The following is a 25,071-nucleotide window of genomic DNA, read 5'->3' as shown; positions in this document are numbered from 1 at the left end:
ACCTCGGCGTTTCAGTTGCACCGAGGTGATGCCATCGCGGGCAAGCCCGGCTCCCACAGGAACCGCGCCCACAAAATTTTTGCGGTGTTAGTGGAACAGGACTGCGGTCTTCTGCAGGGTCACCCACACACCCCACGCCAACGGAATGCCCACTACCAGCCAGGCGGCAATCGCCAACGGCACGGTACCTGGGGCTGCTTTCCACTCCAGGGAGGTGGTCGCATCCGCGCCTTTGTCATGGCCCAGTGCCTGTTCGGCAGCCAGTTCGGCGTCGGTCATGAAGTACTTGTCCGCCACCGGGCGAACCAGCAGGTTGCAGATGAAGCCCAGCACCAGCAGGCCCGCGAGGATATACAAGGTGATGTCATAGGCCGCAGCGCGTTCAACGCCGATGCTCAGCTGATACTCACGCAGGTAGTTCACCAGCACCGGGCCCAGCACGCCAGCCGCAGCCCAGGCAGTGAGCAGGCGACCGTGGATCGCGCCGACCATTTGCGTACCGAACAGGTCGGCCAGGTAGGCCGGGACGGTCGCAAAACCACCGCCGTACATCGACAGGATGATGCAGAACGCCGCCACGAACAGCGCCACGTTGCCCAGGTGCCCCAGGTTCGGGATCAGCGCGTACAGGGCAAAGCCCAGGGCGAAGAACACAAAGTAGGTGTTTTTACGGCCCAGGTAGTCGGAGAACGATGCCCAGAAGAACCGGCCACCGATGTTGAACAGGCTCAGCAGGCCAGTGAAGCCCGCCGCAATGGCGGCGATGGAGGCCAGTTGACCGGCGTCCAGCTGGCCGAATGGCACATCCACACCCAGCAACTTGCCGCCGAACACTTCCTGCAGCAGGGGCGAAGCCATGCCGAGGATGCCGATACCGGCGGAGACGTTCAGGCACAGCACCAGCCATACCAGGCGGAATTGCGGGGTTTTCCACGCCACGTTCACGTGCACGTGACGGTGGGTGATCATGGCGTTGCTGGCTTTTTTCGCCGGTGCGGTCCAGCCCTCAGGCTTCCAGCCGGTCGGCGGAACGCGGTAGGACAAGGCGCCACCGATCATGAACACGAAGTAGATCGCGGCCATCACCAGGAAGCTCTGCCACACGCCCACGCTGGTTGGCGTGGCGAAGTGGCCCATCAAAGCCGCTGCCAACGGGGCACCCACCATCGCGCCACCGCCGAAACCCATGATCGCCATGCCGGTGGCCATGCCACGCTTGTCCGGGAACCACTTGATCAGGGTCGATACAGGCGAGATGTAGCCCAAGCCCAAACCGATACCGCCGATGACGCCGGAGCCGATCCACATCAGCCAGATCTGGTGGGTATAGATCCCCAATGCCGAGATCAACAGGCCGCCACACCAGCACAATGCCGATACAACACCGGCCTTGCGCGGGCCGGCATGTTCCAGCCAGCCGCCCCAGATCGCTGCCGAGCAGCCCAGGAAGATGAAGAACAGGGTGTAGATCCAGCCCAGCATGGAGATGGGCCAGTCGCATTGGGACGAGAAGACTTGAGCGATAAAGCTCATGTCCGGCGCGCAGGCGACCGGTTTGGTGATACCCAGCGCCTTGGACAGTGGCAGCCAGAACACCGAGAACCCGTAGGCCATGCCGATGCACAGGTGGATGGCCAGGGCGGCCGGCGGAACCAGCCAGCGGTTGAAGCCGGGCTTGGCGATAATGCGTTCCTTGGACAGGAACGCAGGCTGTGCGGCAGATGAAGCCGCCGCAGTGCTAGTGCTCATTGGTGTTTCCCCCAGTTGTTAGTATGTGTCCGTCAGGCGCTCTCTCCCTCGGCCTTGCACGCAAAGCGTGGCCGTTTTGTTGAGTGAAGCTCCCTTTTAGGCGCGACGTTAAGTCGCAGAAGGCGGACGAACATGCAGAGATTAGCACCTGTGGATGACAGAAAAACCAAACTGCCATCACCTTTTTCAGGAAATCTGCTTTGTTTGACGCCAAAATCCCGTTTCACGGGCCCTGGATACAATGTAACGATCAGGGCACTGACGCAGGCCGTCGGGCGTTATACTCTGCGGCTAAATTTTGAAATCGACATACAAGGACTCGCCCATGAAAGCGTTCGGCAAAATCCTGGGTCTGGTACTTCTCGGGCTGTTGCTGATCATTGTGGCCCTGGGCTTTGCCCTGACCCACCTCTTCGATCCCAACGACTATAAAGACGAGATTCGCCAGATTGCCCGCGACAAGGCCCACATCGAGCTGACGCTCAATGGCGATATCGGCTGGAGCCTGTTCCCCTGGCTCGGCCTGGAGTTGCACGAAGCCAGCGTGGCAACCCTGACCAACCCGACCAAACCGTTCGCCGACTTGCAGATGCTCGGCCTCTCGGTACGGGTTTTGCCGCTGCTGCGTCGTGAAGTACAGATGAGCGACGTGCGTGTCGAGGGCCTCAACCTGCGCCTGAACCGCGACAAACAAGGCCACGGCGACTGGGAAGACATCGGCAAGAACGCCAATGAGCCGAGCGTCAGCGCACCCGCTGCCGTGGAACAGGCCGCCGAGCCCGAGCCGGAGAAACCTTCAAAACCTATCCGGCTGGACATCGACAGCCTGACCATCAACAACGCCCGCATCGAATACAACGACGAGCAGACCGGCAAGCAGTTCAGCGCCGAAAGCATCCAGCTGAGCGCCGGCGCCGTGCACGAAGGTGCCAGTATCCCGGTGAAACTCACTGCCTTCTTCGGCACCAACCAGCCGGTGATGCGCGTCAAGACCGAACTCAATGGCAACCTGCGCATCCAGCGTGCCCTCAAGCGTTATCAGCTGGAAGACATGAAGATCACCGGCGAAGCCACGGGCGAGCCGCTGCAAGGCAAGACTGTGACCTTCTCCACCCAGGGCCAATTGCTGGTGGACCAGGCGGCCAATATCGCCGAATGGACCAACCTGAAGCTCTCGGCCAACCAGCTGCGCGCCCTGGGCGAGCTTAAGGTCAACGACCTGGACAAGACCCCGCAGCTCAGCGGCGCGCTGTCCATTGCCCAGTTTGACCTGGCCAAGTTCCTCGACAGCGTCGGCCACCCGCTGCCGCCAATGGCCGAGGGCAGCCTGGGCAAGGTCGAACTGGTCAGCCGCCTCAAGGGCACCCCGACCAGCCTGGCACTGGAAGACCTGAACCTGAAACTCGACGGCAGCACCTTCACCGGTCGCCTGGCGGTGGACGATTTCGCCAAACAGTCCCTGCGCGTGCAGCTCAAGGGCGATACGTTCAACGCCGACAACTACCTGCCGGCCAAGTCCGAATCCGCCAAGGGCGCCAGCGCCGCACGCCAGGCCGAGGTGCAGAACAGCGAAGCCGGCGCCATGGCCGCCGGCGGCACCACGCCATTGCCCGACGCGCCGACCAAAGGCGCCTGGAGCACCGACAAGCTGCTGCCATTGACGCGCCTGCGCGCCCTGGACGTGGACGCCGACCTCGCCTTCGGCCAACTGACCCTGAGCAAATTGCCGATCCAGAATGCCGCGCTCAAGGCGTCCGGCATCAATGGCCAACTCAAGCTCGACACCTTGAGCGGCGGCCTCTACAACGGCACCTTCCAGGCCAACGGCAGCCTCGATGTGCGTCAGGATATTCCGGTGCTGGCGCTGCAAAGCCGGATCAAGCAGGTGCCGGTCGAACGCATCCTGCAAGCCCAAGGGCAGAACCCGCCGGTGAAGGGCCAGATCACCCTCGACAGCAACCTCACAGGCCGCGGCAACAGCCAGAAAGCCCTGATCGACAGCCTCAACGGCACCGCCAGCTTTGTGATCAACAACGGCGTGCTGCTCAACGCCAACCTTGAGCAACAACTGTGCACCGGCATTGCTCTGCTCAACCGCAAGACCCTGAGCAGCACGCCGCCAGGCAAGGACACGCCGTTCCAGGAGCTGAAAGGCAACCTGACCTTCCGCAACGGCGTGGCCAGCAACCCGGACCTGAAAGTGCGCATCCCGGGCCTGACCGTCAACGGTAACGGTGATGTGGACTTGCGCGTGCTGGGCATGGACTACCGCGTCGGCATCATTGTCGAGGGTGACCAGCGCGAAACGCCGGACCCTGCCTGCCAGGTCGGCTCCAACTTCCAGGGCATCGAAGTGCCGCTGCGCTGCCGTGGCCCGCTGGAACTGGGTGCCAAGGCCTGCCGCCTGGACAAGGACGGCTTGACCCAGGTCGCCATCAAGGCGGCCGGCAACAAGCTCAGCGACAAGCTGGAAGAGAAGCTCGACAAGGTGAACCCGCAGTTGAAAGATGCATTGAAGGGCCTGTTCAAGCGATGAGAAACGAGCAGTTTTCAGAGGCCGTGCTCAATTGGTACGACCGCCACGGTCGCCATGACCTGCCCTGGCAACAGGGCATCACGCCCTACCGGGTGTGGGTCTCGGAGATCATGCTGCAGCAGACCCAGGTGAGCACGGTGCTCAATTACTTCGACCGGTTCATGGCTTCATTGCCAACGGTGGAGGCCCTGGCCGCCGCGCCGGAAGATGAAGTGCTGCACCTGTGGACCGGCCTGGGTTACTACACCAGGGCGCGCAACCTGCAAAAGACCGCGAAGATTGTCGTGGCCGAGTACGGCGGCGAGTTCCCTCGCGATGTCGAAAAGCTCACCGAGCTGCCCGGTATTGGCCTGTCCACCGCCGGCGCGATTGCCAGCCTGAGCATGGGCCTGCGTGCGCCGATCCTCGATGGCAACGTCAAACGCGTGCTGGCGCGTTTTACCGCGCAGGAGGGCTACCCCGGCGAACCCAAGGTGGCCAAGCAGCTGTGGGCCACCGCTGAGCGCTTCACGCCCCACGACCGCGTCAACGCCTACACCCAGGCGATGATGGACATGGGCGCCACCCTCTGTACCCGCAGCAAACCCAGCTGCCTGCTGTGCCCGCTGGAAAAAGGCTGCGAAGCCCACATGCTCGGCCTGGAGACGCGCTACCCGATCCCCAAGCCGCGCAAGACCATCCCGCAGAAGCGCACGCTGATGCCGATGTTGGCGAATGCCGAGGGCGCGATCCTGCTTTACCGTCGCCCTTCCACCGGCCTGTGGGGCGGCCTGTGGAGTTTGCCGGAGCTGGATGACCTGCAAGACCTGGAACACCTGGCCCACCAGCACGCGCTGGAACTGGGCAACCAACAGGAACTGCCGGGGTTGATCCACACCTTCAGTCACTTCCAGCTCGCCATCGAACCCTGGTTGATCCAGGTCGAGGAAACCGCCCATCACGTGGCCGAGGCCGACTGGCTCTGGTATAACCTCGCCACCCCGCCGCGCCTGGGCCTTGCCGCCCCGGTGAAAAAACTGCTGAAGCGCGCGGCCGACGTATTGAATGCAGGAGTGTCGTCATGACCCGCACCATCATGTGCCGCAAGTACAAAGAAGAATTGCCCGGCCTGGAACGCCCTCCGTATCCGGGCGCCAAGGGCCAGGACATTTTCGAACATGTCTCCGCCAAAGCCTGGGGCGATTGGTTGAAACACCAGACCCTGCTGATCAACGAAAAACGCCTGAACATGATGAACGCCGAAGATCGCAAATACCTGGCGGGCGAGATGGACAAGTTCTTTTCCGGCGAGGAATACGCCAAGGCCGACGGCTACGTGCCGCCTGCTCAATAATTGATCAAAAACCGGGGTCAGCACGTAAGCGACGGTAATAATTAAATATTTTTCGAAAACTTGCTTGACGACCCCCTGAAAAACCCGTTTAATGCGCCCCGTTGCCCAGATAGCTCAGTCGGTAGAGCAGGGGATTGAAAATCCCCGTGTCGGCGGTTCGATTCCGTCTCTGGGCACCAAATACCGAAACCCCTGATTCCGCAAGGTCTCAGGGGTTTTCTCGTTTCAGGGCTTCAAAATTGCGCCCCTACGTCGTACCAGTGGGTGCGATACCCCCCACAAATCCTGTAGACGCTTTTCCGGCAATCACCGCCTGGGAATCGATTCGTGCTGTCCGCTCAACGGCATCATGGCCGATACAGCGGGAACGCCTCTATCAGCGGCACTATTTCCCGGCCGGTCTCTATCGCGCTTTCCGAGGGATTGCTCGACCTTGGGATATTCCTGGCATAGTGGAAGATGATGGTCTGCCCGGTAGTGCCGTCCCTGTAATACTTGAAATAGCTGATTTCGGAAAATTGCCCGTCTTTACGCAATGACGTGGGATAAAACATCATCGAATAATCGATTCCGGTTTTATTGTCGGTCAGCAGGATCGCCGGCATGTTCGGATTTTCTTGCTGGTGGAGTTGGATGGCGCGCTTGGCAAGGTCGAGGGGCTTGAAGCGGTTCATCTCGCGAGGGACGACGGTAAAGTCCAGCATTTCATTCCAGGCATCGATGCTTTCCTCTGCTGGGAAATACTCCCACAAACCCGGCTTTTGGAATTTCAAGACGAACGTCTTGCCGCCGAACACCACCGTTTTGGTGTCGGCAATTGAAGGGCTGGACATGTCAGAGGTCAGCGGCGTGGTGCAGCCGCAGAGCAGCAGAAGGAAGGCGGATAACACGAGCAATGTGGCTTTCATTTCAATCCTTGAAAAGGTGAGTCAGTGAATTTTGCGCAGGCAACAGTAGCCCAACGCATCACTGAATACTTCCTTTATCGGGAACCGCATTCACCTGGAGAAGGCCTGGCTCGCTCCGCCCATCACACGCCCCCCCAGACCAGGACGTCCGCTAACCCCGAGCACAGTTCCATTTCAGATGCTTTCCACTTATCTGAACCGAAATTTTGAGATAGTGTTGGGCCTAATCAGGCTCTTAACCGCTATTTTACGGGGCTCAGAGCATGCTTTTTTGAGATAATCCAAAACTGCCTAGAGATATTTTCCGACATGGCCGAGTTTCTTCACCACAATCTGAAGCTTTTGAACCCCTCGTTCGACTCAGGACTGGTTGACGTTCTAGGAGAGTTGGAACACCTGCGGCGCCTGCAACTCGGCGGCGACACACCGCCCGCCGTCTTCTTCCAGCTAAAAGATCTGTTCCATACGCTGGAGAGCCTGGGTTCCGCTCGCATTGAGGGCAATCACACAACACTGGCTGATTACATCGAAAGCAAAGTTGATGGAACAGCGGAAGACTCCGATCAGTTGCGAGAGATCGCAAATATCGAAAAAGCCATGGACTACGTCGAAAGCGTCGTACAACCAGGCTCAGACCTGACTGAGTTTGCCATTCGAGAGCTTCATTCAATCACGGTTCAAGGACTGCAGCGCGAAGGTGATCGTACGCCTGGCGCTTACCGCGAGGCCAGGGTGCATATCGCCCAGTCAGACCACCTGCCACCTGAGGCGGTGATGGTCCCGGGATACATGCAGGAACTGGTCGCCTTCGTGAACAAACAGGATGCGCCCAAGTACGACCTGATGAAGGTTGCGCTCGCTCATCACCGATTCGGCTGGATTCACCCCTTCGGCAACGGCAATGGCCGTGTCGTACGCCTTCTCACCTATGCACTGCTGATGAAGTACGGTTTCAACGTCAGCACAGGTGGCCGAGTACTCAATCCCACCGCAGTGTTCTGTATTGATCGAGAAAGGTATTACTCGATGCTATCCACCGCCGATACGGGCACCAAAGAAGGCCTTGAAGCCTGGTGCACCTATGTGCTGTCAGGCATAAGGGATGAACTGGAGAAAGTCAGCAGACTTACTGATTACGGATATCTGACCAAGCACATCCTCGCCCCAACTATTGCGCTGGCAAAAGAGCGCGAATGGATAACAACGCTCGAAGAGAGAATCCTCACAACCGCTGTCAATCTGAAAGTAGTCAAGTCCATTGATATAGCGAACGCCTTGCCGCAGCTATCCACACCACAAAGGACCTACCAGATAAAAAAACTGGTCGATCAGGGCATGCTGCTTCCGATCAATCCAGGGGCGCGCCAGTACACGATCGGATTCTCAAACAACTACTTGATTCGAGGCGTCATCAAATCATTGCGCGACGAAGGCTTCATCCCAGAGCAACTGGACAAGCCGTACGCTTGATTAAGCTAACCATTCACGGAGTCATCGTCGAACCCCTATCAACGCAAACACCGCGCCGCTGAATAACCGGGCGATCACTCAACGGTCGCACATACAGCCAGCTACTGATTCACTTCAGCAAAAACACCATCAGCGGGTTGTCGTTCAACCGCCCCTCGAAGCTTGGCGCCAGATGCTCCACAGGCGTTCCCTGCAACAGCGCGGTTTCCTTGCGCGCCACGATCACCCAGGCCGGGCGGGGCAAGTTGCCCAGCCGCTCAAGCTCATTGCTGCGGATAAATACGGGCTGCTCATCGTGATCCAGGTTCATCATGTAGCGCACCGCCCAGGTGTCCCGGCCGAGATTGATGAACACCAGCGGCCCCGGTTGCGTGGCACGCAGCGCCTCCACTTGGCCGACAAACTTGCGGGTATCGAACTGCATATCCTTGGACGGCTCTACCACGGTGACCAACAACACCCACTGCGCCATCAATGCGATCAGGCTGAGCCACACCAACCGCCCTACCCGATGCCAGGCAACCAGCGCCGCTACTTGCAGCACCACCAGCCCGCCAATCAGCAGCGGCAGTGAAACGTCCGGCCAGTAACCATGCTTCTGCCAGCCATGCCGACACACAAAGATCGCAACCACACACAACGCCGGTAGCGCGACGACAAGCCCTTCGTAGGAGCGGCGCACACCTGCAAGCCAGCCTTGCGCCTGGAGCAGCCCATAGGCCGCGACAGCCGCGAACATCGGCACCATGGGCAGGATGTAATAAGCGCGCTTGAAGTGCGGTATCGACAGCCCGAGCAAGATCATCAAGCCGCAGGCACCCAGCCGCGCGACCAATTGCATGTCGCCCTCAAACCGCTCGGGCCAGCGATGACGCAGGGCAATCATCGTGGCCAGCGCCAACGGCACCACCGGGAAGTAGCGGTACAGACTCAGCTGGAAATAGAAGTAGAACGGCTCGCCGGTTTCATCCAGGCGTCCGCCGACTTGCATCTTGAATACTTCATCGGCAAACGCATCGCCCCCGCTGATACGCGCCAACTTCACCAGCAGCCACCAACACACTGCCACCAGCACCAGGCCGACAACGCCGTGAATCAGCACCTGTTTCACGCGCTCGCCAGGCTTGCCCAGCGCCCAATACACACACACCACACCACAGACCTCGATCAACCCCAATGGCCCGCGTATCGCAAAACCCAGGACAAACAGCGGGAACACCGCAAGCCGCCTCCAGCGTCCGCCGCTGTGCAGCAGGTAGAAACTGCCTACACAGAGCAATGCCACCATCTGATCCAGGCAGACCGAGCGGGACTTTTCGAGCAGTTGGGTGGTGAGTAAGGTCAGCAGCACCGTGAGCAGCGCCCACGGCCGGCTTGCAGGCACCAGCAAGCGGTAGACCACCGCAACTACGCCAGCAGAAGCCAGGGCGGTCGGCAGGATATTCGCCAGATGGTTGGGTGCACCGAACAGCCGGGCAAACACATAGCTGAAGAAGGTCGCGGTGCCGGGGTAATCCGCGTAGGGCTGGCCATAGGTGGTCGGGAAAAAACTCACGCCATGGCGAAACATCTCTTGCAGGAACAGCGCCCAGCGCCCGTCAAACCCTTGGGGCTGCTGATCCCAGATGCCCAAGGTGAACAACAACAGAGCGAAGAGAAAAATCCCTGAGGATTCCAGGCGAAAACGGTTGCGGTGATCCATCGGTTGACCTGTCAGGTAAGGGGCGCCGACTTATGGTGCCGACCGCCCTGCTGAATAGCGCCTGAACAGACTGCAAGATTCCCGCGCCTACCGACCTGCGGGCCACACCCACTGCGGGATCAGCCTTACATAAATCAACTCCCCCACCAGTTCGACCAGGGTTTGCAGGATTACCGCCGTCGCCGCCAACCCGCGCACATCCTCGGGAAGGGCCAGTGCCAAGGGCAGCACCACCAACGAATTGCGCGTCGATGCGCTGAATGTCACCGCCCGCGCCGTTGCAGCAGGGAGTGCAAACAGCCGCGACGCCAGCGCCCCCATCAACGGGGCCAGCAACAGGAAGCCGATATACACCGGAATCACCGGCAACAGCAGGTTGATATCCCGCACCACTGAAGTGATTTGAGAACCGATCACCACAAACAACACCAGCGCCATCGCGGGTACGGGCAACCATGCCCAGGCGCTGCTCCACGCGTTGAAGACAGATGACCGCCGCGCCAGGGAAGTCGTGAGCACTGCCAGAATCATCGGCAGCACAATCAACAACAGGAATGCCTCGACAAATGGCCCCACCGCCACCACGACCTCAGACTGCGGCCCCAGCATCAACCCCAGGTACAACGGCAGCAGCGCCAACTGCAGCAGCAACAGCACCGGCGTCGCCGCCAGCATCAGCCGCGAATCGCCCTTGCCGATATGGGTAAACACCACCACGTAGTCGATGCAGGGCGTCAGCAACACCAGCAACGCGCCGACCAGCAAAGCCGGGCGCCCCACCAGGCTTTGGGTCAGCGCCCACACCAGCAAGGGCACCAGGATGAAGTTGGCCAGCAGCAAGGCGGACAGGAAGCGCTTGTTACCCAAGCCTTGGCGCAGGTCCAGAAACGGTATTTGCAGGAACATCGCGTACATCAGCACGGCGATGGCGGGGGTGACCAGTGCGCTGAGTTCGTGGGTGAATGAGAGTGGAAGCAGACCGAAAACGACGGCCAGCAACACAGTGACGAGGTAGATCGGAATCTGGTTGTGTTCGAGGGTATCGCGGGTCATAAGGTGGTTCTAGTCGAATCGAAAGAGCGCAAGGTTATGTATATACCGGCTCCAGGTCGAGCGACGTAAGCAGGCGATCCAATCCGTCATTTGATAAACCACCAAATGACAGCGCAAGTACTGGCAAACTGACCAACTGTTACTAAAAAAACAAGAACCGATCAGGGTCGAGAAACCAATGAATTTGAACGACGCCTCTTTGCAATTGCCTCCGGCCCCGCCTGCACGCGATCACAGCGAACCCTTCAAGGAACCCGCCGCCGACGGCCATATCCTGGGCGGCTTCACCTGGCGCCATATCAGGACCGACCCCGCACGCCCGGTGGTGATCATCAACGCCGCCACCTCCGTACGCTGCCGCCATTACTCGCGCTTCGCCGAGTACCTGTTTGCCAATGGCTTCGACGTCATTACCTACGACTACCGCGGCATTGGCGAATCCCGCAGCGGCCCGCTACGCGACTTCATCGCCACGTGGTCGGATTGGGGCGTGCTGGATTTCGAGGCGATGCTCACGCGGGCGCAACGGGAGTTCCCAGGGCAGCCCATTGACGTAGTCGGCCACAGCTTCGGCGGCTGCGCGGCTGGGCTAGGGGAGTCGGGCGCGGTTATTCGTCGGATCGTCACGGTAGGCGCGCAGTTCGCCTACTGGCGCGATTACGAAGCGAGCGGACGCTGGCGCATGTTTGCCAAATGGCATGTGGTAATGCCGCTGCTGACGGCACTGTGCGGATACTTCCCCGGCAAGCGCCTGGGCTGGCTGGAAGATACGCCAGCCGGCGTAGTGCGCGACTGGAGCACGCCGACGCCGCGGTATGAAACACGCCCCAGCGGCCGAGCGCTGGGCAACCCGCCCTTCAGCCGTGTGAAGGCGCAGATACTGGCGATCAGCATCACGGATGACCCCTTCGGCACCGTGGCGGCCATTGAGCGGTTACTGGGTTATTTTGACGGCAGCGAGCGTACGCATCTGCGCATAGCGCCGGAAGATATCGGCGAAAAACAGGTCGGACATTTCGCCTTTTTCCGCAGCGAATATCAGGACCGGTTGTGGCCGATTGCACTTTTCTGGCTAAAAAAAGCGCACTGCCCACCTGATATGCCGGGTTCGTCGTCAGTGAGCACATTTCCCTAGACAAAAGCTCTGCATTTCCTACGCAATCAACCCGGCCAGGCGAAATCTACCTGGCTGGATTAACTGAGATTCTTATCCGCCCACTGGCTTACCAAGAACCTCATGAATACGCCTACACCCCCGGCTTCTGGAAACCCGCCTATCGCCACTCTGCTCACCAATCTGGTCGAAATCATACGTGCAGCACGGCAACAGGCTCTTCGCACAATAGACACCCTTCACGTTTTAACCTGTTGGCAAATCGGTCGACATATTGTCGAATTTGAGCAACAGGGGAACGCTCGTGCAGCCTATGGCAAAAAACTGTTGCCTAGCCTGGCCAAGGAGCTAACAAGGCTTTATGGAAAAGGTTTCGACACAACCAATCTGCGGCATATGCGAGGTTTCTTTCTCGCGTTTCCAAAATACGACGCGGTGCGTCGCGAATTAAGCTGGACCCACTACCGCACCCTCTTGCGCGTGGACAGTGCTGACGCCCGTCAGTGGTAAATGAACGAATCGGCCACCCAAAACTGGACTACCCGCGCCCTGGAGCGCCAAATCGGCACGCTCTACTATGAACGCTTGCTTGCCAGCCAGGATCGTATTGCCGTTAAAAGGGAAGCTGACGACAAGCTCACTCACCTGAAACAGACACCAAGGGAATTCGTACGCGATCCGGTGCTTCTGGAGTTCCTCGGACTACCCAATGCGGGCGCCCTTCTGGAAAGCGATATCGAGCAAGCCCTGATTAAACAACTGCAACATTTTTTGCTTGAACTAGGCAAAGGATTCGCCTTTGTAGCCCGCCAGCAACGCATCAGCACGGAGAGCAAGGACTACTACCTCGATCTTGTGTTCTACAACTACCTACTCAAGTGCTTTGTGATCTTTGACATAAAGCGCGGAGAGTTGACGCACCAGGATATTGGTCAGATGGACATGTACGTGCGTATGTACGACGACCTGAAATGTGGCCCGGAAGATAGCCCCACCGTAGGAATCATTTTGTGTTCGCAAAAAGATGCTTCAGTAGTGCGCTACTCGGTACTTGAGGGCAATGAACAACTATTCGCCAGCAAGTACAAACTCGTACTGCCCAGCGAAGAAGAACTACGTGCCGAGTTGGAGCTGGTGACACAGCGTGCGCTTAACAGCGACCCGCCACAGAACCCCTTGGGATTTCTCCCAACCTGCGCTTCAATACTCCCCCCTGACTCAGAACCCTAGGACGCCAAACCCATGGCCTCGCCGAACAAGCAGCAAAATCGCGCCCACCGGGCAAAGGCCAAGGCCAAGCAGAACCGCACCCAGCGCGCCGTCGCAGTCAAACCGGATGCATTTGCCGGCGATGACAGCCGCATCGACTTGGAGTCGGTGGATTTGACGGAGATGTTCATCGAGATGCGCACCGCAGGCGAAACCAGCCAGCAGGCGTTGTGCGCGGCATTCCTGGCGCACCCGCTGTTGGCGCTGGTGCTGGAGCAGGAAGGTGAAGAGGAAGCTACTGACTTTATCCTGGCGGCACTGATCGAGTATCGGCAGTGGGCCACCGATAGCGATGATGAAGCGGCCGCGCTGGCGTGGATCGAGTCGCCGCAGTTCCAGGCCGATTACGTCGCGGCGTCCCAGGTGTTGGCCAACTCCGCAGACTGACGCGCAACCCGATAATGTGGGAGCGGGCTTGCTCGCGAATGCGGTGTATCAGCCACACATTTAGTGCCTGACACCCTGCTTTCGCGAGCAAGCCCGCTCCCACATTTGAGCTGCGGCGCCAGAAAGCACCGCGCTCCATCACATCAATTGAGTACCGCAGCACCCACTTTCTGTGCCTTGCGACGACTCGCCACAATCAGCCCCGCCGCCACTACCAGCAAGCTCAGCACGCCGGTCGCGATGATCTCGACCCGGTGCGCTTCCTGGAACAGCATGATGGTCAACGTCCCCACGATGAACACCATCACCGCGTAGGTCAGGCCAGGGAACAGCCACATTTTGAAGACGATCTTCTCGCCCGCCGCCGTGCGTTTCTGGCGCATGCGCAATTGCGACACTGCGATCACCAGGTACACCAGCAGCGCGATGGCGCCGGAGCTGGCCAGCAGGAACTCGAACACCGCCGCCGGGGCTACGTAGTTGGCGAATACCGCCAGGAACGCCGCGCCCGTGGACAACAACACCGCCCAGTAAGGCGTGCCGCTCTTGTTGGTGCGCTTGGCCACAGCCGGTGCATCGCCGCGACGGCCCAGGGAGAACAGCATGCGCGAAGCGGTGTACAGCGCCGAGTTCAAGCAGCTGGTCACGGCAACCAGTACCACCAGGTCGACGATCAGCTTGGCATTCGGGATGCCCATGCGCTCAAGTACAGTCTGGTAGGAACCTACGGCCGCCAGGGTCGGATCGTTCCATGGCACCAGGGACACCACGATGAAAATCGACAGCAGGTAGAACAAACCGATCCGCCAGATCACCGAGTTGGTGGCCTTGGTGATTTGTTGACCCGGGTTCTTCGACTCAGCGGCCGCGATGGTGACGATCTCGGTGCCCATGAAGGAAAACATGGTGGTCAGGATCGCAGCCAACACAGCGCCCATGCCGTTGGGCATAAAGCCTTGGGTGTCGAACAGGTGCGAAACGCCGCTGACCTGGCTGGTCGGCAGGAAACCGAAGATCGCCGCCAAGCCGAGGATCACGAAGCCTACGATCGCCACGACCTTGATCAACGCGAACCAGAACTCGAACTCGCCGTAGTTCTTCACGCTGAACAGGTTGGTCGCCGTCAGCAGCAAGGTGATGATCAGGGTAAAGGCCCAGATGGCCACATCCGGGAACCAGGCATGCAGGATGGTCGCGGCGGCGTTGGCTTCCAAAGGAATCACCAACACCCAGAACCACCAGTACAACCAGCCGATGGTAAAGCCGGCCCAATGGCCAATCGCACGGTCGGCATAAGTGGAGAACGAACCGGTGTCCGGCGACGCCACGGCCATTTCGGCCAGCATGCGCATCACCAATACCACCAGCGTGCCCGCCGCGGCATACGCCAGCAGTACGGCCGGGCCGGCGGCAGCAATCGCGTGGCCGGAGCCGACAAACAAACCGGCACCGATGACGCCGGCAATCGACAGCATGGTGACGTGACGCGGTTTGAGCCCCTGTTCGAGGTCATTGGAGCTTTGCGTACTACTCATTGACACACCTTTGCGAGGAATTGCGAAAACGGTCCACCCGGCCCGGGATCTTTCTCGTGAAAAGAAACCAACAGGGCGTTCTTTATTTTTTACGCAAGATTTGCGCCAAAATGTTACAGAGCCGCGATTGACGCGGGCTGTAGGACGATTCAACAACCATCGCAAGTCATTGAGAACAATGGCATTCCGCTATAGCGTTACCGTGCGACCCACATTGAAGACGAATAAACGCACCATAAACACACACAAAAAGTACGTGACGCCCCACAAAAGGGCTGATATGCACCGTTTGCCCGGTTAACCCTTCCAACACCCGGCCAAAGCTGGCACCATCGCGCCCTTTTTTACGCAAAGCCTGCGGTTTTCCGGGTTCAAACGGTTGTTCGGTTGTTGATGGCGCGACACGCTGCTGTGCCGATGCGACACCCCGCCGCACACCACCGGTTTACCGCCGGCCGCGCTGTTGGCTGCCATCAGGACGCTATGCTAGCTTGGCGCCTCGCCAGGAAGGCGGCCCAACAGCAGGATTGCAACGAACACAATGAGGACCCCACATGGCCGAGGCCACGCCCGCGCTTGAAATCCGCAACTTGCATAAACGCTATGGTGAGCTGGAGGTACTCAAAGGTATCTCGCTGACCGCTCGCGACGGCGATGTGATCTCGATCCTGGGTTCCTCCGGCTCCGGCAAGTCCACCTTCTTGCGCTGCATCAACCTGCTGGAAAACCCGCACCAGGGCCAGATCCTGGTGGCCGGCGAAGAACTCAAGCTCAAGGCCGCGAAAAACGGCGAACTGATGGCCGCCGACGGCAAGCAGATCAACCGCCTGCGCAGCGAAATCGGTTTTGTGTTTCAAAACTTTAACCTGTGGCCGCACATGAGCATCCTCGACAACATCATCGAGGCCCCGCGCCGCGTGCTCGGCCAAAGCAAGGCCGAAGCCATCGAAGTCGCCGAAGCCCTGCTGGACAAGGTCGGCATCGCCGACAAGCGCCACGCCTACCCCGCGCAATTGTCCGGTGGCCAACAACAACGAGCGGCCATCGCGCGCACTCTGGCGATGCAGCCTAAAGTCATCCTGTTCGACGAGCCCACTTCCGCGCTTGACCCGGAAATGGTTCAGGAAGTACTTAATGTGATCCGCGCGCTGGCCGAAGAAGGCCGCACCATGCTGCTGGTCACCCATGAAATGGGCTTCGCCCGCCAGGTGTCCAGTGAGGTGGTGTTCCTGCACCAGGGCCTGGTCGAAGAGCAAGGATCGCCACAGCAGGTGTTTGAAAACCCGCTTTCGGCGCGCTGCAAACAATTCATGTCCAGCAACCGCTAACGGAGCAACATGCATGCAGAACTATAAAAAATTCCTTCTGGCCGCGGCCGTCTCGATGGCGTTCAGCGCCACGGCCATGGCAGAAACCTTGAAAATGGGGATCGAAGCGGCCTACCCGCCGTTCAACAATAAAGACGCGAGCGGCAACGTGGTCGGCTTCGACAAAGACATCGGCGACGCCCTGTGCGCCAAGATGAAAGTCGAGAAATGCGAAGTGTATGTGTCCGACTGGGACGGCATCATCCCGGCCCTGAACGCCAAGAAGTTCGACTTCCTGGTGTCCTCGCTGTCGATCACCGACGAGCGCAAGCAAGCCGTCGATTTCACCGACCCGTACTACTCCAACAAGCTGCAATTCATCGCGCCTAAAGCCACCGCCGACTTCAAGACCGACGCGGCTTACCTGAAAGGCAAGGTCATCGGTGCACAACGCGCGACGCTGGCCGGTACCTACCTGGAAGACAAGCTGCCGGATACCGAAGCCAAGCTGTACGACACCCAGGAAAACGCCTACCTCGACCTGACCTCCGGTCGCCTGGACGGCATCCTCGCCGACAAGTACGTGCAGTACGAATGGCTCAAGAGCAAAGACGGTTCCGCCTACGAGTTCAAGGGCGACCCGGTGGTAGAAAGCGACAAGATCGGTATCGCCGTACGCAAGGGCGACCCACTGCGCGAGCGCCTGAACAAAGCCCTGGCAGAGATCAAGGCAGACGGCACCTACAAGAAGATCAACGACAAGTACTTCCCTTTCAGCATCGAATGATCTGAACGGTATGCCCGACGCGCTCACCTGAGCGCGTCGGCTTTTTGCAATGCCTGCCGCGATATGAAAACACCATGAATTTCGATCTCTACGGATTCGGCCCGGCGCTTGCCGCTGGCGCGCTGATGACCGTCAAACTGGCGCTCACGGCCCTGTGCCTGGGGCTGGTGCTCGGCCTTGCCGGGGCCTTGGCCAAGACTTCGCCGTACAAGCCGCTGCAATGGGTGGGCGGTGCGTATTCGACCATCGTGCGTGGCATTCCCGAATTGCTGTGGGTGCTGCTGATTTACTTCGGCACGGTCAACCTGATGCGTGCCCTCGGTGAGTTCTTCGGCAACCCCGACCTTTCCCTCAGCGCCTTTGCCGCCGGGGTCATCGCCCTGGGCCTGTGCTTTGGCGCCTACGCCACGGAAGTATTCCGTGGCGCGATCCTCGCCATTCCCAAGGGCCACCGTGAAGCCGGTGTCGCCTTGGGGATGTCGAAGTTGCGGATATTCACCCGGCTGATCATGCCGCAGATGTGGCGCATCGCCCTGCCGGGCCTGGGCAACCTGTTCATGATCCTGATGAAGGACACCGCCCTCGTATCGGTGATCGGCCTGGAAGAAATCATGCGCCATGCGCAGATCGGCGTGACCGTCACCAAGCAGCCCTTCACCTTCTTCATGGTCGCCGCCTTCATGTACCTGGGCCTCACCGTGCTGGCCATGACCGGCATGCACTTCCTGGAAAAACGCGCCGCCCGCGGCTTTGCAAGGAGCACCCAATGAGCGGCGACTACAGCTGGCTGGCGCATTTCGACCTGGGCCTGAACTGGGCCGTGATCATCAAGTGGCTGCCCAAATTGGCCCAGGGCGCCATCCTGACCCTGGAGCTGGTCGCCATTGCGGTGATCGCCGGCCTGCTGCTGGCGATCCCGCTGGGTATCGCCCGTTCCTCACGCCGCTGGTACGTCAGCGCCCTGCCCTACGCCTATATTTTCTTCTTCCGTGGCACGCCGCTCCTGGTGCAGTTGTTCCTGGTCTACTACGGCCTGGCGCAGTTCGATGCAGTGCGCGAGAGCTTCATGTGGCCCTACCTGCGCGATCCGTTCTGGTGCGCCACCGCCACCATGACCCTGCACACCGCCGCCTACATCGCCGAGATCCTGCGCGGCGCCATCCAGGCCATCCCGCCCGGCGAGATCGAAGCGGCACGCGCACTGGGCATGTCCAAGCCGAAGACGCTGTTCTACATCATCCTGCCGCGTGCCTCGCGCATCGGCCTGCCGGCGTACAGCAACGAAGTGATCCTGATGCTCAAGGCCAGCGCCCTGGCCAGTACCGTCACCCTGCTTGAGCTGACCGGCATGGCGCGGACCATCATTGCCCGTACCTACTTGCCGGTAGAGATCTTCTTCGCTGCGGGCCTGTTCTACCTGTTGATGGCCTACGTGCTGGTACGCGCCTTCAAACTGCTGGAACGCTGGCTGCGCGTCGATGCCTGCCAAGGACGTTGAGGCACGCTTCCAGGCGCTGGATGCGTTCCTGATCGAGCACCAAGGGCTGTGGAAACCACGGCCCTTTACTCATCTGCACTTACCTTGGGAAACCCAGCACCCCGAACTCGCCCAATGGCTACGCCAACGCTCGTTGGACGATGCCGAAACCTGTCACAACCACCCCCATGACCTGCCGGCACCGGCGCCTTTCGCGCAGCTCGCCGGGCAAGCTCGCGCGCTCAGTGCTGTGGATAAGTTACCGACGCAGCCCCTGGCTCCCGCTCGCCATCGCTTGAATGTCGATGTTCCAGGTCGCAAGTGGCAACAGATTGAAGCCTTCGGCAGTGCGCTGCAGTTTGCGCAAGCGCCCACACACTGGCTGGACTGGTGCGCGGGCAAGGGCCACCTGGGCCGCCGGCTGGTGCAAGCCAATCAAGTCCTGACCTGCCTGGAATACGACCCCGCACTGATCGCAGCAGGCCAGGCCTTGAGCGATCGCCACGGCCTGCGCGCCACCCATCGCCTGCAAGACGTGATGGCCGATGTGGCGATCCGCGCCGACCACACCCCCGTCGCCCTGCACGCCTGTGGCGACCTGCATGTGCGCCTGCTGCAACTGGCCAGCGCGGCCGGCTGCAAGCAGCTGGCGCTGGCGCCGTGCTGCTACAACCGCATCAATGCCGACACTTACCAGCCGCTGTCCAACGCAGGCCGTGCTTCAAACCTGCAACTGTCCCTCGATGACCTCGGCCTGCCGTTGAGCGAAACCGTCACCGCTGGCAAACGCGTGCGCTTGCAACGCGATACGTCCATGGCGCGGCGCCTGGGTTTCGACCAACTGCAACGCGAATTGCGCGGCCTCGACGAATACCTGCCCACGCCGTCCCTGCCCGCCAGTTGGCTGGACAAGCCCTTCGCCGACTACTGCCGGGAGCTGGCGAACCTCAAAGGGTTATCCACAGGTGAACAGGATTGGGCGGCGCTGGAGGCCCACGGCTGGCGTCGCCTGGCCGAGGTCAGGAACCTGGAATTGGTGCGTGGTCTGTTTCGGCGCCCGCTGGAGGTGTGGCTGGTGCTGGATCGGGCATTGTTTCTCAGCGAGCACGGCTACCAGGTCGACGTAGGCACCTTCTGCGATCCGACACTGACACCGCGCAACTTGATGGTGCTTGCCGAGCGCGATTAGAGGGCAAAATTGTCGCAGTGCAGCCTGTGGATAACTCTGTTGATGGATTCTTTACGGAGCCTGTAGGCATCTGCGCTACAGGCCAAAAGCCAGGCTGGTCATTTTTTGTTCACAAAATAAAACGCACGCAAAACAGGCAGTTGCAGCGTGATGAGAACGGCTCCACAAAATGGCGGTTGGGTGACAGGTGCATCCAACCAATTGTGCATAAGCATCTGGCGTCAAGCGTATAAAAGCGCGCTTTACCGTTGTTTCCTGCGTGCTATCAACAGCCGGCAAATCTCATTGATATCGTCCCCGGCCAAGGTCAATGCCTGGCTGTCCAAGGGGTCGGTGCCAAACGCCAGCGCCTCGCTGATCGCCAGGTCGCGGTGCACTTCCAGTGGCTCTTTAGCGCCCAGGCGCTGCTTGAAAGCCTCGACCATGTCCAGGCTGAAGGCATTGTCTTCATCCAGTTGGTTGATCACAAAATGCACGTGTGGCGCACGCTCACGCTCAAGGTGCGGCGCCAACAGCACGTCGAGTTGGTCCAGGGTGCCCAGAGACGCGGCATCTGCCTGGGCGATCACCAACACCACATCGGCCACGCTCAGGGCTTGATGGAAATAGACGTTGTTACCGGCGGGGGTGTCGATGATCACGGTATGACGGGCGCTCAGGTCCAAGGCGGACAAGCGTTGCGCCAGCCAATCCGGCTCATGCTTGAGCCAGCGTTGCAGGTCGTCTTGCTGGCGCAGGTCGGTGTCGCCAAAGGTGATCACGCTACTGCCGACAAAGCCGGGCTGCTGAAGAGCATCCCAGTGCGCATTGCGCAGGCTGCTCGGGCCGATACCCGGCGAACCCGGACTGACGCCGAAGTGCATGCGCAGCGCGTTCTGCGGGTCCAGGTCGACAGCGACCACTGATTCACCCAGGCGCTGCAGGCCGCTGCTCAACGCGGTGGCCAGGGTACTGCGCCCCACTCCACCATTGACCGACACCAATGCCACCACGCACGCACGCCGCACAGCCTTATCTACCGGCTGGGACTGTGCATTCGCACTGGGGGTTTGCGCGGGAAACGGGGTGCCGTCATCCACAGGGATGCTGCCAAAAAAATGCAGCCGCGCATTCAACCCCTGAACGTCACGGCTGACATCTTTTCCAAGCAACACAAAAAGACCGTCAGTAAAGCTCATAGCGGATTCCTCATCACGGCGAAGCGCAAAGACGTGAAAAGGTCAGCTGATACGACTGCTTACCGCAGGTCTTTTTGTGGTCGCCCTAGTGCGAGCAGTCTGCTTCAAGCGCATAAAAGTGTCATTATTTTGATGAGAAGGTTGTCTATTTTTTAGACAAACGGCAAATCGTCAAATTACTGACCAGGCGTAATTACATCGTAGGGCGTTTGCAGATCCCGCTCCGGTATCTCCCAAATCAACAGCTTGGGCGGTGTTTGCTTGAAGGCCGGGCTTTCGAAATAGGCCTTGGCCGCCCCCGAGAACTCGCCCCCGTCCTTGCTGAAATTGCCGACCGGCGCATTCAGGGCTTTTTGCAGGAAGCCGACAAAATTGGAGTTGCGCGAAAACGAGGTGCCGATCAGCGCCACATTGGGCAGGCCGGCGTCACCAAACAGGTCGTCGGCATTGCTGGTCGCGCCGCCGGTTTCATGGGCGGTGCTGGCCGCGACCGACTCCCCTGGCGGCTGCAACTTGGGCGGCAACCAATCCAGGCCGGCCAGGCGTACCAGGTCGCCCGGGCGTACGGCGAGGGGCGCCTGGGTGATGTCGAAGGTCTGCTCCGGCGTGGCCTGGATGCCGCGCTGCTGGATGCGCTGCGCGAGCGCCTGGGCGCCGGCGTTGGAACCGATTTCGCTCCAGTGGGTGTCGGTGCGCAGGTAGGCATTGGCGCCCAGGGGCTTCAAGGTGTCGGTCAGGTCCAGCGCGGAAACGCCGGCCGCCTGCAACTGTTTGGTCCAGTCCTGAATACGGCCGTCGAGCACCGCCGGGCGGTACAGGCCACAACGTTCGGCGGCGGCGATGCGGCTCTTGTCCGGCACCACCACCACTTGCAGGTCGATGCCTTTTTGACCCAGTTGTTTTTGCAGGTCGATCACCGCCTGGGCCTTGGCCTGTGCATTGGCCTCGGCATGCCGGTTGATGCGCAGCTCGTCGCTGATAAACAGCCAGCCCGGGCAACCCTGACGTACCCGCGGCCCGGTATCACCGAACGCCAGCCAACTGCCGCCGCGTTCCAGGTTGGCGGCCTGGATCGCCATGGGCGCCTTGGCCAGTTCCTTGGCAAAACGGTGGGTCAGGTCGCCGTGCAGCAGCATGTCGCTGTCGACCTTGGCCGGCACATAACTGATCGGCCCCTTCACCATCAGCCAGGCGCAGGACAGCAACCCCGCCGCCAAAAAAGGCACCAGCACCCAGGCCGCCAGGGGGCTGGTGCGGACGGCCAGTTCACTCGGGGGCGTCGGCGCAGTAGGAGCGGGCATGGTCGGGCGTCCTTAGAACTGAAAGTACAGAAACGGTACGGCGTCGCGGCTGGCGATCAGCGCGAACGACAACACAAACCCGGCCACCGGCCACAGCGAAGCCGCCAGCACAAACCACGGCTGGGTACCGAAGCGCTGTTCGCAACGCACCTGCCAGATCGGCGCGATGATGCACACCAGGCCCAGCAACGCCGCCATGCCATGGGCCGGGCGCATGGCCACGGCCATCGCGTCACCCAAGGCCATGCCGTGCAGGCCGAACTGGCCGGCGTACATGGTCAGTGCCGAATGGAAGTCCGGCGCACGGAACAAGGTCCAGGCCAGGCACACAAACAGCAAGGTCAGGATGTGCGACAACACCGGCGGAATGCTCGGCAGGCTCGACCGCGACCAGGCCCGGTCGACACACAACGCCACGCCATGAGCGGCCCCCCACAACAGGTAGTTCCAGCTGTCGCCGCCGTGCCACAACCCGGCAATCGCCATGGTCAGGAACAGGTTGCGGTAGGTGCGCCACACACCGTCGCGGTTACCGCCCAGGGCGATGTACAGGTAGTCGCGCAACCAGCTGGACAAGGACAAGTGCCAGCGCCGCCAGAAATCCTGGATGCTGCTGGCCAGGTACGGCCGGTTGAAGTTTTCCGGGAAGTGGAAGCCCAGCATCAGCCCCAGGCCGATGGCCATGGCGCTGTAGCCGGCGAAGTCGAAGAACAGTTGCAGCGAATACGCCAGGCAACCGATCCAGGCGTCCACCAGGCTGGGGTTTTCCAGGTGGAAGGCGATATCCACCAGCGGCGACAAGGTGTCAGCCACCAGCACTTTCATGCCCATGCCGATCATGAAGCGCCGCGCGCCGAGGGAGAAATTCGCCCAGTTGAAATAACGCTGGTTCAGCTCGCGGCGAACCCAGTCGTAACGGATGATCGGGCCGGCAATCGAGTGGCCGAACATCGAGATATAGGTGGCGTAGTTGATGAAGCTGCGCTCCACCGGCACCGTATGCCGGTGCACATCCACCAGGTAGGAAATCGCCTGCAACACGATGAACGACAAGCCGGCCGGCAGGGCCACACGCTGCCAGTCCAGCGGCATCGCACCGTACCAGGTGATCACCTCGCTCACCGTGCCGGCGACGATGTTGGCGTACTTGTACCAACACAGCACCGCCGTGTTGAACACGATCAACGCGATCAACAGGCGCACGCGGCCTTTGCCGTCCTCACGGGAGCGGTCCACCAGCAAGCCGCCGACCCATGCCACCACGGTCAACACCATGTGCAGGAACAGGAACAGCGGGCTCAACCAGCCGTAGAACAACCAGCTGCCGATCAACAGGATGACGTTGCGCCAGCTCGGACGAGCCAGCGCGTAGATCAACAGGAAGGCCGGCAGGAACAACGTGAGGAATTCGAGTGAGGCAAAGACCATGGTGGTGTCGGGCCTGATCAGTTAGCGAGCGTGTCAGGCGCGAACAACAACCGGGTACCGCCAGCCGCTGGCAATGCCAGCACGCTGTAGCGCTCGCCGGCCTTGAGGGCGAAGGTCAACGGTTGACCGGTGAGCGCACCGGCGCACTTGAGCTGCACCGACAGTTCCACCGGGTTGATCATGCGACGCTGCACCGAACCTTCGGCGGCGTTCTTGAACAGCTCGGCCTTTTGCGCCACGGCTTCCAGGCTGGCATCGGCACACGCGGCGTCGGCATTGACGAAGGCCAGCGAGGCTTTCAGCGCGTTGAAGTCGTCCGGCTGCTCATGAATCACCAGTTGGCGAATACCGCCCTTGGCATCAGCCACCGCGATCACCGTAGCGAACTCGCCTGGGGCAACAGTGACAGCCAGATCAGCGCTTTTGCCGCCCTGGCTCAACACGCCTTTGATCGGCGCGCTGCCGCCCGACACGGGCAGGTAGTCGGAGACAAGTTTGTCGCCACCCAGCACCAGGCTGGCCTTGGACCCTTCGGCCACCAGCTTCAACTCGCTGCTGGTGCCGTTGGCAAAGCGCAGGAACGCCGAGTCTTTTTCCGGCCCGGTGGGGTACAACGGGATGTCGGCGCTGTAAGCGCTGACGCTGGCGAGCAAGGTCGCCAGGCCCAGGGAAATGCGCTTCATCACTTGGCTCCCTTCACAGCATCAGCCGGCAATGCCGACAGCGCGCCGCCGATGGCCTTGGCCCACTTCTGGTAGCCGTCGATGGTGAAGTGCTGGCCGTCGGTGGTGATCCATTCGCCTGGCTTGGAGAAGGTCAGCGAGTCGATGTAGGTGCACGGCGCCACGTTGGTCGCCAGGAACGACGACATCAGCTTGGTGCGCGCGTCATCCTTCTTGTACAGGCTGCCAACCTTGCCCCAGGCCGGGCCGACCCATACGCATTTGGTGCCGGTTTCGCTGATGGCCTTGGTCAGCGACGTCACGCTTTTCCAGGCCCAGACTTTCGGAAACTGCGGGTCCGGGTAGGAGGCCATGGTGTCGCCGATGATGATCACCACGAGGTCGGGTTTGTCCTTGGCGATCAGGTCCTTGACCGGCGTGGTGCTCATGGCGTTCTTGCCGAACACCTGCGGCTTGGCGCCCGGCAGGTTTTCGGCGCCGCAGTCGACTTTCTTCGGCACGATCCAATCGGCCGCACCGGCACCGCAGGCGCCGATGGTGTGGACCTTGGCGCCTTGCGCCGTCAGGTTGGCTTGCAGCGGGTCCAGCAAGTGATCGGGAAAGCTCAGATGGCTTTCGCCGAGTACCAGCAGGGTCAGGCCGGCAATTGCGGAAACAGGCATGGA

The 25,071-nt window shown here is 60.4% G+C and carries 21 protein-coding genes, 1 tRNA gene and 1 pseudogene; 13 read left to right on the top strand and 10 right to left on the bottom strand.

Going from position 1 to position 25,071, the window contains the following annotated elements; all coding sequences use genetic code 11:
* Nucleotides 1-87: 87 nt before the first annotated feature.
* The gene (locus tag BLR69_RS23250) at nucleotides 88-1,749 is read right to left on the bottom strand and encodes an OFA family MFS transporter (protein ID WP_071492428.1); all 1,662 of its coding nucleotides are present in this window, start codon (nucleotides 1,747-1,749) and stop codon (nucleotides 88-90) included.
* A 325-nt stretch (nucleotides 1,750-2,074) separates the two neighbouring features.
* Here BLR69_RS23250 and BLR69_RS23245 point away from each other — a divergent pair, with 325 nt between their 5' ends.
* From BLR69_RS23245 to BLR69_RS23230, 4 genes are all read left to right on the top strand, one after another.
* The gene (locus BLR69_RS23245) at nucleotides 2,075-4,285 is read left to right on the top strand and encodes an AsmA family protein (protein WP_071497051.1); all 2,211 of its coding nucleotides are present in this window, start codon (nucleotides 2,075-2,077) and stop codon (nucleotides 4,283-4,285) included.
* Nucleotides 4,282-5,349, top strand: a complete 1,068-nt coding sequence (gene mutY, locus BLR69_RS23240) for an A/G-specific adenine glycosylase (protein WP_071497050.1) — start codon at nucleotides 4,282-4,284, stop codon at nucleotides 5,347-5,349. Before BLR69_RS23245 ends, mutY begins: the two co-directional genes overlap by 4 nt.
* Complete coding sequence (locus BLR69_RS23235) at nucleotides 5,346-5,618, top strand: oxidative damage protection protein (protein WP_028615361.1); 273 nt, start codon at nucleotides 5,346-5,348, stop codon at nucleotides 5,616-5,618. The genes mutY and BLR69_RS23235 overlap by 4 nt, the downstream gene beginning before the upstream one ends.
* Nucleotides 5,619-5,721: 103 nt before the next feature.
* Nucleotides 5,722-5,797, top strand: a tRNA-Phe gene (locus BLR69_RS23230).
* A gap of 168 nt (nucleotides 5,798-5,965) precedes the next feature.
* Here the strand turns inward: BLR69_RS23230 and BLR69_RS23225 are convergent.
* Entirely contained in the window at nucleotides 5,966-6,526 is a 561-nt protein-coding gene (locus BLR69_RS23225; RefSeq protein WP_071497049.1) for a hypothetical protein, read from the bottom strand.
* A gap of 309 nt (nucleotides 6,527-6,835) precedes the next feature.
* Between BLR69_RS23225 and BLR69_RS23220 the strand changes: the two genes are divergently transcribed.
* Nucleotides 6,836-7,996, top strand: a complete 1,161-nt coding sequence (locus tag BLR69_RS23220; RefSeq protein WP_071497048.1) for a Fic family protein — start codon at nucleotides 6,836-6,838, stop codon at nucleotides 7,994-7,996.
* 109 nt (nucleotides 7,997-8,105) lie between these two features.
* Here the strand turns inward: BLR69_RS23220 and BLR69_RS23215 are convergent, their stop codons facing one another.
* Both BLR69_RS23215 and BLR69_RS23210 read right to left on the bottom strand, forming a co-directional pair.
* Nucleotides 8,106-9,698, bottom strand: a complete 1,593-nt coding sequence (locus BLR69_RS23215; protein ID WP_071497047.1) for a glycosyltransferase family 39 protein — start codon at nucleotides 9,696-9,698, stop codon at nucleotides 8,106-8,108.
* An 87-nt stretch (nucleotides 9,699-9,785) separates the two neighbouring features.
* Nucleotides 9,786-10,751 (bottom strand): arsenic resistance protein, encoded by a 966-nt coding sequence (locus tag BLR69_RS23210; RefSeq protein ID WP_071497046.1) that lies wholly within the window; start codon nucleotides 10,749-10,751, stop codon nucleotides 9,786-9,788.
* A 178-nt stretch (nucleotides 10,752-10,929) separates the two neighbouring features.
* On the opposite strand from BLR69_RS23210, the gene BLR69_RS23205 reads away from it, so the two are divergent.
* The 3 genes and pseudogenes from BLR69_RS23205 to BLR69_RS23195 all read left to right on the top strand — a co-directional run bounded on the left by BLR69_RS23205 (nucleotide 10,930) and on the right by BLR69_RS23195 (nucleotide 13,521).
* Nucleotides 10,930-11,886, top strand: coding sequence for an alpha/beta hydrolase family protein (locus BLR69_RS23205; RefSeq protein ID WP_071497045.1), 957 nt, complete (start codon nucleotides 10,930-10,932; stop codon nucleotides 11,884-11,886).
* Between the two features lie 102 nt (nucleotides 11,887-11,988).
* Nucleotides 11,989-13,095, top strand: a pseudogene (locus BLR69_RS23200) (PDDEXK nuclease domain-containing protein).
* A gap of 12 nt (nucleotides 13,096-13,107) precedes the next feature.
* A complete protein-coding gene (locus BLR69_RS23195; RefSeq protein ID WP_071497044.1) occupies nucleotides 13,108-13,521 on the top strand; it encodes a hypothetical protein in 414 nt (137 codons plus the stop codon).
* A 143-nt stretch (nucleotides 13,522-13,664) separates the two neighbouring features.
* Here the strand turns inward: BLR69_RS23195 and gabP are convergent, their stop codons facing one another.
* Nucleotides 13,665-15,056: a GABA permease gene (gene gabP / locus BLR69_RS23190; protein ID WP_071497043.1), complete on the bottom strand. Its 1,392-nt coding sequence runs from the start codon at nucleotides 15,054-15,056 to the stop codon at nucleotides 13,665-13,667.
* Nucleotides 15,057-15,610: 554 nt separating this feature from the next.
* Between gabP and BLR69_RS23185 the strand changes: the two genes are divergently transcribed.
* The 5 genes from BLR69_RS23185 (at nucleotide 15,611) to BLR69_RS23165 (ending at nucleotide 19,816) form a co-directional block, all read left to right on the top strand.
* Nucleotides 15,611-16,384, top strand: a complete 774-nt coding sequence (locus tag BLR69_RS23185) for an ABC transporter ATP-binding protein (protein WP_012721734.1) — start codon at nucleotides 15,611-15,613, stop codon at nucleotides 16,382-16,384.
* 13 nt (nucleotides 16,385-16,397) lie between these two features.
* The gene (locus tag BLR69_RS23180; protein ID WP_003187758.1) at nucleotides 16,398-17,150 is read left to right on the top strand and encodes an ABC transporter substrate-binding protein; all 753 of its coding nucleotides are present in this window, start codon (nucleotides 16,398-16,400) and stop codon (nucleotides 17,148-17,150) included.
* A 74-nt stretch (nucleotides 17,151-17,224) separates the two neighbouring features.
* On the top strand, nucleotides 17,225-17,920 hold the full coding sequence (locus tag BLR69_RS23175; protein ID WP_058426326.1) for an ABC transporter permease: 696 nt from the start codon (nucleotides 17,225-17,227) through the stop codon (nucleotides 17,918-17,920).
* A 38-nt stretch (nucleotides 17,921-17,958) separates the two neighbouring features.
* The gene (locus BLR69_RS23170; protein WP_071497232.1) at nucleotides 17,959-18,648 is read left to right on the top strand and encodes an ABC transporter permease; all 690 of its coding nucleotides are present in this window, start codon (nucleotides 17,959-17,961) and stop codon (nucleotides 18,646-18,648) included.
* On the top strand, nucleotides 18,629-19,816 hold the full coding sequence (locus tag BLR69_RS23165; protein ID WP_071497042.1) for a methyltransferase: 1,188 nt from the start codon (nucleotides 18,629-18,631) through the stop codon (nucleotides 19,814-19,816). The genes BLR69_RS23170 and BLR69_RS23165 overlap by 20 nt, the downstream gene beginning before the upstream one ends.
* Before the next feature lie 242 nt (nucleotides 19,817-20,058).
* On the opposite strand, the gene bcsQ is transcribed toward BLR69_RS23165, so the two are convergent.
* From bcsQ to BLR69_RS23140, 5 genes are all read right to left on the bottom strand, one after another.
* On the bottom strand, nucleotides 20,059-20,994 hold the full coding sequence (bcsQ, locus tag BLR69_RS23160; RefSeq protein ID WP_071497041.1) for a cellulose biosynthesis protein BcsQ: 936 nt from the start codon (nucleotides 20,992-20,994) through the stop codon (nucleotides 20,059-20,061).
* A gap of 176 nt (nucleotides 20,995-21,170) precedes the next feature.
* Nucleotides 21,171-22,295, bottom strand: coding sequence for an alginate O-acetyltransferase AlgX-related protein (locus BLR69_RS23155; protein WP_071497040.1), 1,125 nt, complete (start codon nucleotides 22,293-22,295; stop codon nucleotides 21,171-21,173).
* Nucleotides 22,296-22,307: 12 nt separating this feature from the next.
* The gene (locus tag BLR69_RS23150) at nucleotides 22,308-23,723 is read right to left on the bottom strand and encodes an MBOAT family O-acyltransferase (RefSeq protein WP_071497039.1); all 1,416 of its coding nucleotides are present in this window, start codon (nucleotides 23,721-23,723) and stop codon (nucleotides 22,308-22,310) included.
* A gap of 17 nt (nucleotides 23,724-23,740) precedes the next feature.
* Nucleotides 23,741-24,406 (bottom strand): alginate O-acetyltransferase AlgF, encoded by a 666-nt coding sequence (locus BLR69_RS23145; RefSeq protein WP_071497038.1) that lies wholly within the window; start codon nucleotides 24,404-24,406, stop codon nucleotides 23,741-23,743.
* Nucleotides 24,406-25,068, bottom strand: a complete 663-nt coding sequence (locus BLR69_RS23140) for an SGNH/GDSL hydrolase family protein (RefSeq protein WP_071497037.1) — start codon at nucleotides 25,066-25,068, stop codon at nucleotides 24,406-24,408. Before BLR69_RS23140 ends, BLR69_RS23145 begins: the two co-directional genes overlap by 1 nt.
* Nucleotides 25,069-25,071: the final 3 nt, after the last annotated feature.

Source organism: Pseudomonas azotoformans (assembly GCF_900103345.1).
Lineage (GTDB): Bacteria > Pseudomonadota > Gammaproteobacteria > Pseudomonadales > Pseudomonadaceae > Aquipseudomonas > Aquipseudomonas azotoformans.
The sequence above is the reverse complement of the archived record's forward strand: the minus strand, read 5'-3'. Positions and strand labels throughout refer to the sequence as shown.

Coding starts and splice junctions, on each gene's coding strand:
- BLR69_RS23205 (WP_071497045.1), top strand. CDS start 10,930: ATGAATTTGAACGACGCCTCTTTGCAATTGCCTCCGGCCCCGCCTGCA.
- BLR69_RS23210 (WP_071497046.1), bottom strand. CDS start 10,751: ATGACCCGCGATACCCTCGAACACAACCAGATTCCGATCTACCTCGTC.
- BLR69_RS23155 (WP_071497040.1), bottom strand. CDS start 22,295: ATGCCCGCTCCTACTGCGCCGACGCCCCCGAGTGAACTGGCCGTCCGC.
- BLR69_RS23150 (WP_071497039.1), bottom strand. CDS start 23,723: ATGGTCTTTGCCTCACTCGAATTCCTCACGTTGTTCCTGCCGGCCTTC.
- BLR69_RS23195 (WP_071497044.1), top strand. CDS start 13,108: ATGGCCTCGCCGAACAAGCAGCAAAATCGCGCCCACCGGGCAAAGGCC.
- BLR69_RS23175 (WP_058426326.1), top strand. CDS start 17,225: ATGAATTTCGATCTCTACGGATTCGGCCCGGCGCTTGCCGCTGGCGCG.
- BLR69_RS23145 (WP_071497038.1), bottom strand. CDS start 24,406: ATGAAGCGCATTTCCCTGGGCCTGGCGACCTTGCTCGCCAGCGTCAGC.
- BLR69_RS23185 (WP_012721734.1), top strand. CDS start 15,611: ATGGCCGAGGCCACGCCCGCGCTTGAAATCCGCAACTTGCATAAACGC.
- gabP (WP_071497043.1), bottom strand. CDS start 15,056: ATGAGTAGTACGCAAAGCTCCAATGACCTCGAACAGGGGCTCAAACCG.
- BLR69_RS23225 (WP_071497049.1), bottom strand. CDS start 6,526: ATGAAAGCCACATTGCTCGTGTTATCCGCCTTCCTTCTGCTGCTCTGC.
- BLR69_RS23180 (WP_003187758.1), top strand. CDS start 16,398: ATGCAGAACTATAAAAAATTCCTTCTGGCCGCGGCCGTCTCGATGGCG.
- BLR69_RS23245 (WP_071497051.1), top strand. CDS start 2,075: ATGAAAGCGTTCGGCAAAATCCTGGGTCTGGTACTTCTCGGGCTGTTG.
- BLR69_RS23235 (WP_028615361.1), top strand. CDS start 5,346: ATGACCCGCACCATCATGTGCCGCAAGTACAAAGAAGAATTGCCCGGC.
- BLR69_RS23215 (WP_071497047.1), bottom strand. CDS start 9,698: ATGGATCACCGCAACCGTTTTCGCCTGGAATCCTCAGGGATTTTTCTC.
- bcsQ (WP_071497041.1), bottom strand. CDS start 20,994: ATGAGCTTTACTGACGGTCTTTTTGTGTTGCTTGGAAAAGATGTCAGC.
- mutY (WP_071497050.1), top strand. CDS start 4,282: ATGAGAAACGAGCAGTTTTCAGAGGCCGTGCTCAATTGGTACGACCGC.
- BLR69_RS23140 (WP_071497037.1), bottom strand. CDS start 25,068: ATGCCTGTTTCCGCAATTGCCGGCCTGACCCTGCTGGTACTCGGCGAA.
- BLR69_RS23220 (WP_071497048.1), top strand. CDS start 6,836: ATGGCCGAGTTTCTTCACCACAATCTGAAGCTTTTGAACCCCTCGTTC.
- BLR69_RS23250 (WP_071492428.1), bottom strand. CDS start 1,749: ATGAGCACTAGCACTGCGGCGGCTTCATCTGCCGCACAGCCTGCGTTC.
- BLR69_RS23165 (WP_071497042.1), top strand. CDS start 18,629: ATGCCTGCCAAGGACGTTGAGGCACGCTTCCAGGCGCTGGATGCGTTC.